General features: G+C 63.4%; 15 protein-coding genes. 9 read left to right on the top strand and 6 right to left on the bottom strand.

The annotated features are described in order from the left end of the window. Positions 1-36: 36 nt before the first annotated feature. Positions 37-828, top strand: coding sequence for a 4-hydroxy-tetrahydrodipicolinate reductase (gene dapB, locus ACYQ4W_RS05930; RefSeq protein ID WP_459853971.1), 792 nt, complete (start codon positions 37-39; stop codon positions 826-828). 87 nt (positions 829-915) lie between these two features. On the opposite strand, the gene ACYQ4W_RS05925 is transcribed toward dapB, so the two are convergent. The 4 genes from ACYQ4W_RS05925 to ACYQ4W_RS05910 all read right to left on the bottom strand — a co-directional run bounded on the left by ACYQ4W_RS05925 (position 916) and on the right by ACYQ4W_RS05910 (position 4,012). After that, entirely contained in the window at positions 916-1,635 is a 720-nt protein-coding gene (locus tag ACYQ4W_RS05925) for a CmcI family methyltransferase (RefSeq protein WP_459853969.1), read from the bottom strand. Positions 1,636-1,785: 150 nt separating this feature from the next. Next, positions 1,786-2,181 (bottom strand): Hpt domain-containing protein, encoded by a 396-nt coding sequence (locus ACYQ4W_RS05920; protein WP_459853966.1) that lies wholly within the window; start codon positions 2,179-2,181, stop codon positions 1,786-1,788. Positions 2,182-2,216: 35 nt separating this feature from the next. Further along, on the bottom strand, positions 2,217-2,648 hold the full coding sequence (locus tag ACYQ4W_RS05915; protein ID WP_459853964.1) for an ACT domain-containing protein: 432 nt from the start codon (positions 2,646-2,648) through the stop codon (positions 2,217-2,219). A gap of 56 nt (positions 2,649-2,704) precedes the next feature. After that, complete coding sequence (locus ACYQ4W_RS05910; RefSeq protein ID WP_459853962.1) at positions 2,705-4,012, bottom strand: phenylacetate--CoA ligase family protein; 1,308 nt, start codon at positions 4,010-4,012, stop codon at positions 2,705-2,707. A 317-nt stretch (positions 4,013-4,329) separates the two neighbouring features. On the opposite strand from ACYQ4W_RS05910, the gene ACYQ4W_RS05905 reads away from it, so the two are divergent. The 8 genes from ACYQ4W_RS05905 to ACYQ4W_RS05870 all read left to right on the top strand — a co-directional run bounded on the left by ACYQ4W_RS05905 (position 4,330) and on the right by ACYQ4W_RS05870 (position 11,750). Next, a complete protein-coding gene (locus ACYQ4W_RS05905; protein ID WP_459853960.1) occupies positions 4,330-5,568 on the top strand; it encodes an SLC13 family permease in 1,239 nt (412 codons plus the stop codon). Between the two features lie 80 nt (positions 5,569-5,648). Continuing rightward, positions 5,649-6,047, top strand: a complete 399-nt coding sequence (gene rsfS / locus ACYQ4W_RS05900; protein WP_459853958.1) for a ribosome silencing factor — start codon at positions 5,649-5,651, stop codon at positions 6,045-6,047. Continuing rightward, positions 6,047-7,579 carry a 2,3-bisphosphoglycerate-independent phosphoglycerate mutase gene (gpmI, locus tag ACYQ4W_RS05895; RefSeq protein ID WP_459853956.1) on the top strand — a complete coding sequence of 511 codons (1,533 nt, stop codon included), beginning with the start codon at positions 6,047-6,049 and terminating at the stop codon, positions 7,577-7,579. Before rsfS ends, gpmI begins: the two co-directional genes overlap by 1 nt. Positions 7,580-7,602: 23 nt before the next feature. Continuing rightward, complete coding sequence (locus ACYQ4W_RS05890) at positions 7,603-7,842, top strand: hypothetical protein (RefSeq protein ID WP_459853954.1); 240 nt, start codon at positions 7,603-7,605, stop codon at positions 7,840-7,842. 582 nt (positions 7,843-8,424) lie between these two features. Continuing rightward, entirely contained in the window at positions 8,425-9,033 is a 609-nt protein-coding gene (locus ACYQ4W_RS05885; RefSeq protein ID WP_459853952.1) for a CBS domain-containing protein, read from the top strand. 4 nt (positions 9,034-9,037) lie between these two features. Further along, on the top strand, positions 9,038-9,574 hold the full coding sequence (locus ACYQ4W_RS05880) for an HPP family protein (RefSeq protein ID WP_459853950.1): 537 nt from the start codon (positions 9,038-9,040) through the stop codon (positions 9,572-9,574). 284 nt (positions 9,575-9,858) lie between these two features. Next, positions 9,859-10,524, top strand: coding sequence for a CerR family C-terminal domain-containing protein (locus ACYQ4W_RS05875; protein WP_459853948.1), 666 nt, complete (start codon positions 9,859-9,861; stop codon positions 10,522-10,524). 26 nt (positions 10,525-10,550) lie between these two features. Further along, positions 10,551-11,750: an MFS transporter gene (locus ACYQ4W_RS05870; RefSeq protein ID WP_459853946.1), complete on the top strand. Its 1,200-nt coding sequence runs from the start codon at positions 10,551-10,553 to the stop codon at positions 11,748-11,750. A gap of 28 nt (positions 11,751-11,778) precedes the next feature. On the opposite strand, the gene ACYQ4W_RS05865 is transcribed toward ACYQ4W_RS05870, so the two are convergent. Both ACYQ4W_RS05865 and ACYQ4W_RS05860 read right to left on the bottom strand, forming a co-directional pair. Beyond that, entirely contained in the window at positions 11,779-12,213 is a 435-nt protein-coding gene (locus ACYQ4W_RS05865; RefSeq protein ID WP_459853944.1) for a nucleoside deaminase, read from the bottom strand. Positions 12,214-12,289: 76 nt separating this feature from the next. Next, on the bottom strand, positions 12,290-13,099 hold the full coding sequence (locus tag ACYQ4W_RS05860; protein WP_459853942.1) for a phosphoribosylformylglycinamidine synthase subunit PurQ: 810 nt from the start codon (positions 13,097-13,099) through the stop codon (positions 12,290-12,292). Positions 13,100-13,180: the final 81 nt, after the last annotated feature.

The following is a 13,180-nucleotide window of genomic DNA, read 5'->3' as shown; positions in this document are numbered from 1 at the left end:
AACGTCATCGCCACCCCGACACCCGGAGGACTTCATATGAGCACTGACCTCATCACCGACGTCATCGTCATGGGCGGCTGCGGCCGCATGGGCGCAACCCTCGTGCGCTTGGCCCAGCAGGACGCGGACCTCGCCTTGAAAGCCGTCATCGAGCGCACGGACCGGCTCACCGAGTTGGAGAGCCTGGACTGCCTGGTCTCCGCCGACCTCGACGACGTGCTGCCCCAGTCGCCGCGCGCTGTCGTGGTGGAGTTCACCTCGCCCGAGGCCACGGTGGAGCATGTGGGCATATGCAAACACCACGGCAACCCCATCGTCGTCGGCACCACGGGACTCAAGCCGGGGCAGATCGCCCTGCTTGAGGAAGCGGCCAAGCAGGTGCCGGTGTTTCTGGCGCCGAACATGAGCGTGGGCGTGAACGTGCTGCTCAAGGTGCTGCCCATGCTGGTGCAGATGCTTGGCCCGGACTACGACATGGAGATGATGGAGATCCATCACAACCGCAAGAAGGACGCGCCCAGCGGCACGGCGCTCAAGCTGGCCCAGTGCATGGCCGAGGCGCGCGGCTGGGACTACGACGAGGTCAAGAAGCACAGCCGCGACGGCATCATCGGCCCGCGCGGCGAGAAGGAGCTTGGCGTCGTGGCCCTGCGCGGCGGCGATGTTGTGGGCGACCACACGGCCTATTTCTTCGGCCCGGGCGAGCGCATCGAGGTGACGCACCGGGCGCACTCGCGCGAGACCTTTGCCCAGGGCGCCCTGCGCGCCGCCAAATGGCTGGCCAAGAAGGAGCCGGGCAAGCTTTACGGCATGGCCGACCTGTTCTAGCCGCCGCTTCCATACCAGCGCCACACAAAACAAAACGCCGGGTCTCATCATGAGTCCCGGCGTTTTTTGTCGCGGTAGTCGTCTCGCTTAGGCGATGCGCTTCAGATATCCCTTTGGGTTAAAGGAAAGGTAGAACTTTTCGCGGTAGTCATCCACCTTGAACTCGCGGTTGGTTGCCATGAACTCCTCAATGGCTTCCATGGGGCCAGGGCCGGAGTAAGGCGAGACAGGGTTGCCGTTCTGGTTGCTGTCCTCCACCGTTAAGTAACTGTTTTTGCTTACCAGCGGCGAGTACAGGAGCATTTCGTTCAGAACATGTTGTTTTGAGTGGTCGGAGTCGAGCACAACCATGACGGTGTCGCCAGGTTTGATGAATTCCTTGACCTTCTCGAAAATCTCCGGCGCCGTGGATGAGCCCAGCAGGTAGTTGATGCGTGCGTGCTTGGGACGTGGGTAATCATTGATGTCGATGGTGACGACTTTGCCATTGCCAAGCAAATCAAATAAGTTGGCGAAGTAAATGGTGCTTCCGCCAGAGGCAGTGCCGCATTCGATGAGTACGTCGGGGCGCACCTCGAACAGAATCTCCTGGTATATCCAAAGGTCCAGGGGGCACTTGAGCACGGGCACGCCCATCCACTTGGTGTCGCCCCAAGTGCGCTTCTCGTTGCCATAGTAAAGTTGATGGAAGCGTTTGGTGATGCGGCGTGCGAAGAAAGGTGTCTTGATGAGAGAGCGCTCGAAGGATCTGTAGCTTTTGACTGGATGCAGAAACAGGTCCAGAAGAATTTTTTCAATTTTTGCCATTGCTTGTCCCCGTGGATTGTGTGTCGTTATGCGTTTTCGCTTGAGTACGATAGCTAGGTTCAGGGGGCGATGCAAGCAGACGGGGCGTCGAAGATCTCTTCAAGCGGTGTCCAGAAGTGCTGCATATGTGCGTCCGGTCATTGCGGCGTTTCACACGGGCGTCATCACACGCCGCATGAGCGCGAAGACCGACTCCATCTCCTGCGTCACCGGCACCAAGCGGGCCGAGATGGCGGCGCTGTCTCCGTCCTTGGCCGCAAACTCCAGCTCGCGGCAGGCGTCGCGCAGGCGCTCCATGCCCATTGTGGCCGCGGCGCCCTTGAGGGAATGCGCAAGGTAGCGCACCTGCTCCACATCAGACATGACAACTGCTGCGACAAGCGCGGCCAAGCGCACGGGCTCCTCGTTCATGAACACCTCGAAGAGGCGCTTGAGGAAATCCGGCTTGGCTTCAAGCATGTGCGCCAGCCACTCGGCGTTGATGGCCGGCCGGTCGTCCGGGGCGGTCTTGCCGGGGCGAGAGGGGGGGGGCGTGCTGTTGTTCATAATGAGGAAGGGGAGCCGAAGCTCCCCCTTGTCTCTTACATCTTGTAAAGCTGTTCGCCGGGAATGATGGCGATGTTGTTCTTCTGCAGCAGCTCGATGGCCTGGTCGGTGCGGTCGAAGCGGAAGATGATGATGGCGTTGGCCTTGGTCTGGTTCACGAACGCGTACATGTATTCCACGTTGATCTTGGCCTCGCGCAGCATCTCCATGATGCTGTTGAGCCCGCCCGGATGGTCCGGCACCTCCACGGCCACGACCGTGGTGCGGCCCACGGTGAAGCCGCCGGCCTTGAGGTTTTCCTTGGCCTTGTCGAAGTCGGACACGATGAGGCGCAGGATGCCGAAGTCCGAGGTGTCGGCGAGCGACAGGGCGCGGATGTTCACGCCGGAATCGGCCAGGATGCGGGTGACCTCGGCCAGGCGACCGGCGCGGTTTTCCAGGAAGATGGAGAGTTGATCAACCTTCATGATTGTCCTCGCTTGGTTTGGTTGCTCAGGCCCGGAACGTTGTTCGTCCGGGCGGGCTACGCCTGGCTCTTGCGCATGTCGACGATGCGCTTGGCCTTGCCTTCGCTGCGCTCAATGGCTTTGGGCTCCACAAGCTTCACCTTGGCGGTGACGCCCAGGAATTCCTTGATGTTCTTTTCTATCTTGGTTTCGAGGCGTTGTAAATTCTTGATCTGGTCGGAGAACACCGCCTCGTCGATCTCCACGCGCACCTCCATGGTGTCCAGGGTGCCCTCGCGGTTGATGATGAGCTGGTAGTGCGGGGTCAGGCCATCGGTCTCCAGCAGAATGGTCTCGATCTGCGAGGGGAACACGTTGACGCCGCGGATGATGAGCATGTCGTCGCTGCGCCCGGTCACACGCTCCATGCGCGCGGTCGTGCGTCCGCAGCGGCAGGGAGCGGTGTTCAGGCGGCTCAGGTCGCGCGTGCGGTAGCGCAGAAGGGGAATGCCCTCCTTGGTCAGCGTGGTGAAGACCAACTCGCCCATTTCGCCCGGGGCCCTGGCGTCGCCGGTTTCCGGGTCGATGATCTCGGCCAGGAAGTGGTCTTCTTGAATGTGCAGGCCTTTTTTCACACGGGCGCACTCGATGGCCACGCCGGGTCCCATGATCTCGGACAGGCCGTAGATGTCGATGGCGGTGATGCCGAGCTTGTTCTCAATCTCGGTGCGCATGGAATCGGTCCAGGGCTCGGCGCCGAAGATGCCGATGCGCAGGGGCAGTTCCTTGATGTCGATGCCCATTTCCTTGGCGGCGTCGTACAGGTGCATGGCGTAGGAGGGGGTGCAGGTGAGCACCGTGGCGCCGAAGTCGCGCAGGAGCATGGCCTGCCTGCGGGTGCCGCCGCCGGAGATGGGAATGACCGTGGCGCCCAGTTCCTCGGCTCCGTTGTGGATGCCGAGCCCGCCGGTGAACAGGCCGTAGCCGTAAGCGTTGTGCACGAAGTCGCCCGAGGTGGCCCCGGCCGCGGCCAGGGAGCGGGCGATCATCAGGCCCCAATTCTTGATGTCGCGCTTGGTGTAGCCGACGACAGTGGCCTTGCCCGTGGTGCCGGAGGAGGAATGGATGCGCACGATGTTCTCGCGGCTGACCGCGAACATGCCGAAGGGATAGTGGTTGCGCAGGTCCTGCTTCTCGGTGAAGGGCAAAAGGGCGACGTCGGAAAGTTTCTGGATGTGTTCCGGCTTCACGCCGCGCTCGTCGAGCTTCTTGCGGTAGAAGGGCACGTTCTCGTACACGCGCGCCACGACGTTCTGTAAACGCCTGAGCTGGAGCTTTTCAAGCTCCTCGCGGGGCATTGTTTCGTGTTCAACGTCAAAAATCATGGCCGGTCCTCCTTGGAAGGAAACGCAGCGGGCGGGCTGCAAGGGCTGATTTGCGCAAAGCGGGCAACCACCCGCATACGGGTCGTCCCGTCCCGTATGCCCATGGCTGGATTCTCGCGTCGCCCCGCTGAAACCACGCCACGGTCCCGGCGGCTAACCGCAGAGGAAGGCGCGGGGATGGTTTCGAAGCTGATGCAACATGGAGATTCCTTGCCCGAATCGTGTTTGGCCGTCAAGGAAGGCGCGCAAAATGGGCAGGTTCTTGCGGCGGTTGAACCCTTGCGCGGTGGCGGTGGATAAGGCATTGCTTGCACACGATGATGCAGGATTATGTGCTGACCGTCTTTGCCGTGGTGTACCTGGGCATGGTGCTGGGGCGCTTGCCGTGGCTCGCCGTGGACCGGTCCGGCGTGGCGCTGCTCGGAGCCGTGGCCCTGCTCGCCGGTGGCGTGCTCAGCTCGCGCCAGGCCTGGGCGGCTGTGGACATGCCGACCATGAGCCTGCTCTTCGGCCTCATGCTTGTCTCGGCGCAACTGCGGCTGGCCGGGTTCTACACCCTGCTGGCCCGGCGCGTGGCCCAGGCCGGGCTTTCGCCCCAGGGGCTGCTGCTGCTGGTCATGACCGCCGGGGCCGGGCTCTCCGCCGTGCTGGTCAACGACATCGTCTGCCTGGCCATGACGCCCATTCTGGCCGAGGGCTGCCTGAAGCGCGGACTGAACCCTGTGCCGTTCCTCCTCGGCCTGGCCTGCGCGGCCAATATCGGCTCGGCCGCAACGCTCATCGGCAATCCGCAGAACATGCTCATCGGTCAGGTGGGCGCGCTGCCCTTCGGCGCGTTCGTGCTCGACTCCCTGCCGCCTGTCTGCGCTAGCCTCGCGGTCGCCTGGGGCATCATCCTCATGCTGACTCGCGGGGATTGGCGGCTTGAGCGGCAGGTGGCGCCCGTGGCCGCGGTGGCTTTTCAGCCCTGGCAAAGCCTCAAGGGCTGCCTGCTGCTGGCCCTCGCTTTGTTCGCTTTTTTGTTTTTGCCTGTCCCGCGCGAGGTCGTGGCCTTGAGCGTTGGCGCGCTGGTGCTCTTCAGCCGCCGCACCGCATCGCGCTCGGTCTTCGCCCTGGTGGACTGGCAGCTTCTGCTGCTCTTCCTCGGCCTGTTCGTGGTGAACTTCGCCGTGGCGCAGGCGGGCTTGCTCGAGCGATTGTTTGACGCAATCCGTTCCATGGGCATCGACATGGCGGCGCCGGGCTGGCTTTTCGCCCTCACCGCGGCCCTCTCCAACGTTATTTCGAACGTGCCCGCGGTGATGCTGCTCTTGCCCATCAGCCCCACGCCCCAGGATAAGCTGCTGCTGGCCCTGGTTAGCACCTTTGCCGGCAACCTGTTTCTGCTGGGCAGCATCGCCAATCTCATCGTGGCGGAGCAGGCCGCGCAGCTTGGCGTGTTCATCACCTGGCGCAAGCATCTGCGCGTGGGGCTGCCCGTCACCCTGGCGAGCTTCGCCATTGCCGCGCTGTGGCTTTGGCTGCGCTGGGGGCGTTTGCTCGTGGCGGGCGGGTAGGGCGCAAGCCGATTGCGCTTATGCCCCGTTTTCAGTACAAGCCTGGCGAAGCACACGCCGCGCGAGCGGCAAGAGGAACCATGAAAAAGAAACCGAGCCTGCCGACGACTCCCTCAGTCCCCACGGACCAGAAAAGCCTTATGCTGGCCACCTTGCTTGACGAGAAGCAGGGCGAGGACATTATCCTGCTGGACGTCTCCGGCATTTGCCCCATTGCCGAGCACATCATCATCGTCACCGGACGCGGCCAGCGCCACGCGCAGTCCCTGGCCGACGCCGCCACCAAGCTCGCCAAGGAGCAGAAGTTCGTGTCCTTCGGCAAAGAAGGCTACGAGGCCGGGTCGTGGATTTTGGTGGACCTGAATGACGTCATCATCCATATTTTTCAGGATGATGTGCGCCGCCTGTACAACATCGAGGGCTTGTGGTCCGAGGGCAAGCGCCTGAACGCGCCCACCGGCGTGCAGCGGGAAGACTGATGCCCGTCGCTCCCACGCTGCTGCTCATTCTGGACGGCTTCGGCCTCGCGCCCGCTGGCCCGGGCAACGCCGTTTCGCTGGCGCAAACGCCCGTGCTTGACGGTCTGTTCGCCAAGTATCCGCACACCAGCCTGGCCTGTTCCGGTCGGGCCGTGGGCTTGCCCGGCGGCTTCATGGGCAACTCCGAGGTGGGGCACATGAATATCGGCGCGGGCCGAATCGTCTACCAGGACATGACGCGCATCGACATCGCCATGGAGGACGGCTGCTTTGCCGCCAACCCCGTGCTGCTCGACCTGTGCGCCAAGGCCAAGGCCGGTTCCGGCCGTCTGCACCTCATGGGGCTTGTGTCCGATGGCGGCGTGCACAGCCACCAGAACCACATCCATGCCCTGGTGGCCCTGGCCAAGGCGCAGGGCGTGCGCGAAGTCTTCATCCACGCCTTTTTGGACGGCCGCGACACCCCGCCCAAGAGCGGCCTCGGCTACATCCAGGCCCTGCAAGGCAAGCTGGACGAGATCGGCGCCGGGCGCATTGCCACGGTCACCGGCCGCTATTACGCCATGGACCGCGACAAGCATTACGAGCGCAACGAGCCCGCGTACTTGGCGCTTGCCTGCGGGCAGGGCGTGGCGGTCACGGACGCGGCTGGCGCGGTCAGCGCCGCCTATGCGGCGGACGAGACGGACGAGTTCGTCAACCCCCGCGTGGTGGTTGACGCTTCCGGCCAGCCAGTGGGCGCCATGCAAGACGGCGACGCCCTGTTTTTCTTTAATTTCCGGGCGGACAGGGCCCGTCAAATCTGCCGCGCTTTTTTCGAAAAAGACTTTAAAGAATTCAGGCGTCCCTACTGCCCCAAGCTTTCCTGCTTTGCCTCCATGACGCAGTATGAGTCCACGTTCCCGCTGCCCGCGGCCTTTGCGCCGCAGTCGCTGGAAGGCTTTCTGGGGCAGGTGGCGAGCGAGAACGGGCTCAAGCAGCTGCGCATCGCGGAGACCGAGAAATATGCCCACGTGACGTATTTCCTCAATTGCGGCGTGGAGGAAGCGCTCCCCGGCGAGGAACGGGTGCTCATCCCCTCCCCGCGCGAGGTGCCCACCTATGACCACAAGCCGGAAATGAGCGCCCGCGAAGTCACCGAGACCCTGCTGGCGCGCCGGGCCGGGTTCGACCTTTGCGTGTGCAATCTGGCCAACCTCGACATGGTCGGCCATACCGGCATCATTCCCGCTGTCATCAAGGCCTGCGAGACTGTGGACGAATGCGTGGGCCGACTGGTGAACGCCTTCCTTGAGGTCGGCGGACAGGTCTTCCTCACTGCGGACCACGGCAACGCCGAAGAGATGCTCGACGCCAGCGGCGGTCCGCAAACCGCCCACAGCACCAACTCCGTGCCTTTGCTGCACATCGACGCCAATGGCGGCCGCGCGCTTGCGCCTGGCAAGCTGGGCGACATCGCGCCCACCATCCTGGCCTCCTGGGGCCTCACGCAACCCGCCGCCATGAGCGGAACAAGCCTCTTCGCCGGTTAGGCGCAGAGCAGGGGAGAGCCACAATGCCCGGCAACAAGCCCATCACGCCCGTCCGCCCGGCGGGCATGGAGATCATCTTTCTTTACCAGTGCCCCCACTGCGGACGCGAGGTGACCCTCATCGCGCCCACGCGGCCTTCCATGGCCCAGTGCGACGCCTGCCGCAAGAGCTTCCCCATCGTGCCGGTGGATGACCGCGCCCTGCGTTATTTCAAGATCATGCTCGCCGGCGGCAAGGCCGCAATCGACCCGGATTTCCTCTAATTCCTCACCGAAAACAACCTTGTGAAGGAAGCGCGCCGCCAGGCGCGTTTCTTTTTGCGTGGTCTGTCGAAAACATTATTCATGTATGATTACAGTATGTAGAAAAAGTCATGATTATATCTAGAGTACAGCATAACGGAATATGAGCCTCTTCCTGGGGGGATTCAGAAATGTGACGCACAGGGGCAACGCCATATCCTTGCGCGTTCCAGGATGAAATTCCCTGTCGTGAGCGCATGCGTCACCAGCGCTCTCCGCCTGCCAGGTTCCCACAAGGGGCTCCCTGGCGACCTTCACGTGCATCGGCTGCGCAAATCCGGGCAACTCGCAGAAATTGACTTGGGTCATGGCTGGCAGCGGCCAGGTTTGAGATGTTGGCTCCGGCGTTGGCGCGCCGAGAACTCTTGAGGCAGGAGCTTGGTGCCGGCACAGCGCGGGCCAATCCCGCGCAGCGGCAGCGAGATGAACACCGGTCTCGTGCATGGAGAGCGTTGCGTCCAGACGGAGCATCGCAGGCCGATGTTCCGGGCGCGAGCCTTGAGCCGGGCACTTGGACCCGATGCGAACGAAACAGGAGGACGCATGCGCAACACGGATACTCCGAAGGACAACGCGGGCGACGTGGATGTTGAAGACGTTTTGGCAGCCATGAGCCAGGTCGAAGGCTACCTCGACATCACTCCGGACAATGCCCTCGCGCTGTACCGTGTGGCGCTGCGCCACGCGCAGGAGCGCGTGCGCCTGCACCTCACCGTTGGCGAGTGCATGACCCGCGCCGTGTACAGCGTGGACGAGCTGACCCCGGCGTCTGAAGTGGCGCGCCTGCTGGCGGAGAACGGCGTGTCCGGCGCGCCTGTGGTCGAGAACGGCCGCGTCGTCGGCGTGGTGAGCATAAAGGATTTTCTGCCGCGCCTGGGGCTGCCCAAGCAGTCATCCCCCATGGAGCTGGTGGCAGGCCTGGTGTTTGGCGGGCACTGCCGCGCGGACGACTTTTCCGCACTCACCGCGCGCGACATCATGACGGCCCCGGCCTTGTGCCTTGGGCCGGAGACGAGCGTGGGCGAGGCGGCCAGGCTCATGGCCGAGCATGGTGTCAACCGGCTGCCGGTGACCATCGGGGGCATGCTGGCCGGGATCGTGACGCGCGGCGACGTGGTGCGCGTGTGCCAAGCCTTCCCCGGCCAGGAGTAGCTGCATGGTCATCTTCGAGAAGATGCGCGGTGCCGGAAAAAGCCCGCCCCGTGTCCGCAGCATGGAGATTCTGGCGTCCTTCCTGGCCTCCTTCGCCGGAATCGGCCTTCTTGGCTTGCTACAGACCTACGTGGCCGACCCCAAAGACGCGCTGCTCATCATCGGCTCCTTCGGGGCCTCGGCCGTGCTGCTTTACGCCGCACCAAAGAGTCCGCTGGCGCAACCCGGCAACCTTGTGGGCGGGCACGTCCTCTCGGCCATTGTCGGGGTGAGCGTGCGCCTCGCCCTGCCAGACCCCGCCTGGCTTTCGGTGGCGTTGGCCGTGTCTCTGGCCATCGCCCTCATGCTTGCGACCAAGACGCTGCACCCGCCCGGAGGAGCCACGGCGCTCATCGCCGCCACGGCCGGACCGAAGATCGCCGCATCGGGGTATCTGTTCGTGCTGTGTCCGGTTCTCGCGGGGGCGCTGGTCCTGCTCCTTGTGGCCCTTGTGGCCAATGCCCTGACGCCGGGCCGCCGCTATCCTGAATACTGGTGGTAGGCGGCTGAGCTTTCCCATCGCTGCCGCAGCAGCTTCCACGAGCAGCAGTCAGCAGAACTATTTGGCGGCGGACGGCATCCGTCCTCCCTTGCCGCGCATCCATGCAAAGCCCAGGCTCCTCATCGGGGACTGGGCTTGTTTGCTTCGTTATGCTGGCGTGATGCCAGACCGACATCGTGCAGGGGAAAACATAATCGTTCGATTGACTACATTGTTGCGCGGGCATATATGGCATCCGCCGCGGCAATGAACAACGCGGTTCAAATGATGTCAAGGAGTGCGCCATGCCGGAACCCGTCAAATCAGACACGCGCGTCGCCAAGGGGCAGATCACCCGTGACAGGATGCTGGCCGAGGCGCTGCGGCTCTTTGCCGTCAAGGGCTTCGAGGCCGTGGGCACGCGGGAGCTGGCCGCTGCGGCCGGAACCAACATAGCGGCCATCACGTTCCACTTCGGCGGCAAGGAAGGGCTGTATGGTGAAGTCGTACGCCGTGTGGCGGGCGATTTGGCCCGGCAATACAGGGCCGTGTTCGATGCGGTCACGGACGAAGGCGACGCGGCGGCTGAAGAGCCCCTTGCGCGCACGCAGCGGGTCATGGCCAAGCTTGTGGGCGCGCTTTTAAGCTCCAGGCGTTCGCAGTGGATGAGCCTGCTGCTGCAGCGGGAGTTCATCACGCCCACGCCCGCCTTCGACGCCTTGTATGACGAGGCGATCAAGCCCTGCCTGGAGGAATTTTCGCGCCTGGTGGAGCTTTCCGGCGGTTTCGCCGTGGGTTCGTTCGACAGCCGGGTTCTGGCCTACACCCTGTTCACCATGGCCAGCGCCTTCTCGCGCAACAGGAATTTTCTGCGCTTCGCCGAGAGGACCGAGTATTCCTCGCAGGATATTGAACAGATCGGCAGAACCCTGGCCGGGTTTCTGGAGCACGGCCTGCGTTTCCGCCCGTAAACGAGACAACATCTACCCCCAAAGCCATGACACGCACCCAAAAGCTTCTGAACTTCGACTTTGTGGCCATTTGTCTGGTGATGTTTCTGACTTACTGCAACATCACGGTCTTTTACAATCTGTATCAGTATCTGCAGCAGGTCGGCATCGCGCCCCAGTGGCGCGGGTTTCTCATCGGCAGCTCGTCGCTGGCCACCATCGCCTTCTTCCTGTTCGCAAGCCCGTACCTGAACAAGCGCAACGCTCCGAAATTGGCCAGCCTGGGTGCGTTGATGCTGCTGGCCTGTGGTCCCGTCTATTTGTTCGCTGAGAGCATTCCCGTGATTTTGGCCGTGCGCCTGGCCAACGGCGTGGCCATATATCTCGTTTCCGCCGCGTGCATGACCATGTTGGTTTCGCACATTGCGCCAGAGCACAGCGGCAAGGCCTTCAGCCTCTATTCCGTGGCGCTGCTTCTGCCGTACTCCATCGTGCCGGCGGTGTGCGGGCTGGCCGCGCCGCTTGTGTCCTCCCCGGCCTATGAATACCTTGGCGCCTCCCTGCTGCTTGTGCCCGGCGTGGCGCTGGTCGCCATCATCGCCCGGCGGCAAAGGAAAGGGCAGGGCGACGCACCGCACGAGGCCAAGGTCTCCTTCGCCGACATGTACCGCAACGCGGCCCAGGCTCCCATCGCCATGGTGCTGCTTTTGAACGCCCTGTACATCATCTCCTTCTCTTCCCTGTTCTTCATGGCCAAGGGGCTGTTCCTCTCGCGCGGGTATGCGGATGTGGGCTATTATTTCACCATCCAGATGTGCTGCATGATCTTCATCCGCGCCTTCGGCACCCACCTGTTCGACAAGGTGGGCAAGATCGCCCTCATCCGCTTCACGTTCATCCTTTCCGCCGTCAGCTTCATCCTGGCCGAAAGATCCACCGAACTCTGGCAATTGTACGCCTCTTCCCTGGCCATGGGCATCGGCATGGGCTTCGGCTCCCCGGCGCTGTACGGCTACATGTTCAACATCTCCGCGCCGCGCTTCAAGGCCATCAACTCCAATCTCATGATGCTTTCGCTTCAGGTGGGCAACTTCGTGGGACCGGTTTTCGGCGCATGGGCCATGCACCAGGCCGGGTACAACGGCATGCTTTTAGCCGATGCCGGAGTCTGCGTCGTTGGCATCGGCTTCACCTGGGTGCTGACGCGCCTGCGCGCGGAGGAAGGCGGCCTCGTCGAGGTCCGGTAGAAATGCCGATCGTGTTCGCGGGTTCCGGCTACTTGCGCCGGGCCAGGAAAAAGCGCTTCAAGAGCGCGCCGCAGTCATCCGCGAGCACGCCCTGCAGCACCCATGGCCGGTGATTGGCGAAAGGCAGGTTCGCGCCGTCGAGGTTGGACACCAGCGCACCGGCCTTGGGGTCTGCGGCGGCGAAGACGATGCCGGCCACGCGGGCGTGCAGCAGCGCGCCCAGGCACATGATGCAGGGCTCCAGCGTGACGAGCAGGATGGAGCCGGGCAGGCGGTGGTTGCCCAGCTTGGCCCCGGCCGCGCGGAGGCAGAGCACCTCCGCGTGGGCCGTGGGATCATGCTGTGTTATGGTCTGGTTGTGCGCGCGGGCCAGCACTTCGCCATGGGCGTCGATGAGCACCGCCCCGACGGGGGGTTCGGCCTCGGCCACGGCCAGGCAGGCCTCGTCAAAGGCCAGGGCCATGAGGCTGCGCCACGTCTGACCGTTTTCGTGTCCGGGCGGCGCGGGCGGCGGGCAGGGCGCTGGCCGCACGTTGAACCTACAGGGAGCGCAGGTAGCGCACGCCGGATTCGAGCAGGGTCAGACCCAGGGCGGAGGTTTCGCCGCGCGTCCAGCCGGGGTGGTTGCACGCGTGGTTGTAAGCCTCCGGGTGGGGCATAAGGCCCATGATGCGGCCTGTGGGATCCGTGAGGCCCGCGATGGCGTTTGCCGCGCCGTTGGGATTCAGCGGGTACTCCATGGTGGGCTGGCCGGATTCGGGGTCGATGTAGCGCAGGACCACGAGGTTGTTCGCCTCCACCGCGTCCAGGGTGGCCTGGTCGAGGGGAACGATCTTGCCCTCGCCGTGGCGCACGGGCAGGTAGAGCTTGTCGATGCCCTTGGTGAACACGCAGGGGCTCTTCGGATTGACGCCAAGGTGTACCCAGCGGTCTTCGAAGCGTGCGGAATCATTGTTGGAAAGCGATACTTGGCGTTCGAAGTACTTGCCGTCGAGGGCGGGCAGAAGGCCCAGCTTCACCAGCAGCTGGAAGCCGTTGCAGATGCCCAGGATGATGCCGCCGGCATCGATGAAGCCTTTCAACTGGTCGATGACGGGATCGCCTGTGGCAGTTTTTGCAAAACGCCAACGCAGGGCTGCGGCTTGTGCCGAACCGAGGTCGTCTCCATCAAGGAACCCACCGGGAAAAATGAGGAAGTTATAGTTTTCCATCCGCACGTGACCGGACGAAATATCCGAAAAATAGGCGATATCCGCCTCGTCGGCGCCGGCTTGCCGGGCTGCGTGTGCGGATTCCTGTTCACAATTGGTGCCGTATCCGGTAAGAACAAGTGCTTTGACGCGGGCCATGAACGTCCTCCTGGGCTCTGGGAGCGGGGACGGTTAAGAGATTCCGGTCCCGCGGGCGATGAGAATACGTGTGCGGGCTTA

The organism is Humidesulfovibrio idahonensis (assembly GCF_054657715.1).
This window is presented reverse-complemented; position numbering and strand designations above follow the sequence as displayed.

What these genes read in the sequence shown, in the direction of transcription:
- dapB (WP_459853971.1), top strand. Translation starts at nt 37, where the DNA reads ATGAGCACTGACCTCATCACCGACGTCATCGTCATGGGCGGCTGCGGC.
- ACYQ4W_RS05925 (WP_459853969.1), bottom strand. Translation starts at nt 1,635, where the DNA reads ATGGCAAAAATTGAAAAAATTCTTCTGGACCTGTTTCTGCATCCAGTC.
- ACYQ4W_RS05920 (WP_459853966.1), bottom strand. Translation starts at nt 2,181, where the DNA reads ATGAACAACAGCACGCCCCCCCCCTCTCGCCCCGGCAAGACCGCCCCG.
- ACYQ4W_RS05915 (WP_459853964.1), bottom strand. Translation starts at nt 2,648, where the DNA reads ATGAAGGTTGATCAACTCTCCATCTTCCTGGAAAACCGCGCCGGTCGC.
- ACYQ4W_RS05910 (WP_459853962.1), bottom strand. Translation starts at nt 4,012, where the DNA reads ATGATTTTTGACGTTGAACACGAAACAATGCCCCGCGAGGAGCTTGAA.
- ACYQ4W_RS05905 (WP_459853960.1), top strand. Translation starts at nt 4,330, where the DNA reads ATGATGCAGGATTATGTGCTGACCGTCTTTGCCGTGGTGTACCTGGGC.
- rsfS (WP_459853958.1), top strand. Translation starts at nt 5,649, where the DNA reads ATGAAAAAGAAACCGAGCCTGCCGACGACTCCCTCAGTCCCCACGGAC.
- gpmI (WP_459853956.1), top strand. Translation starts at nt 6,047, where the DNA reads ATGCCCGTCGCTCCCACGCTGCTGCTCATTCTGGACGGCTTCGGCCTC.
- ACYQ4W_RS05890 (WP_459853954.1), top strand. Translation starts at nt 7,603, where the DNA reads ATGCCCGGCAACAAGCCCATCACGCCCGTCCGCCCGGCGGGCATGGAG.
- ACYQ4W_RS05885 (WP_459853952.1), top strand. Translation starts at nt 8,425, where the DNA reads ATGCGCAACACGGATACTCCGAAGGACAACGCGGGCGACGTGGATGTT.
- ACYQ4W_RS05880 (WP_459853950.1), top strand. Translation starts at nt 9,038, where the DNA reads ATGGTCATCTTCGAGAAGATGCGCGGTGCCGGAAAAAGCCCGCCCCGT.
- ACYQ4W_RS05875 (WP_459853948.1), top strand. Translation starts at nt 9,859, where the DNA reads ATGCCGGAACCCGTCAAATCAGACACGCGCGTCGCCAAGGGGCAGATC.
- ACYQ4W_RS05870 (WP_459853946.1), top strand. Translation starts at nt 10,551, where the DNA reads ATGACACGCACCCAAAAGCTTCTGAACTTCGACTTTGTGGCCATTTGT.
- ACYQ4W_RS05865 (WP_459853944.1), bottom strand. Translation starts at nt 12,213, where the DNA reads ATGGCCCTGGCCTTTGACGAGGCCTGCCTGGCCGTGGCCGAGGCCGAA.
- ACYQ4W_RS05860 (WP_459853942.1), bottom strand. Translation starts at nt 13,099, where the DNA reads ATGGCCCGCGTCAAAGCACTTGTTCTTACCGGATACGGCACCAATTGT.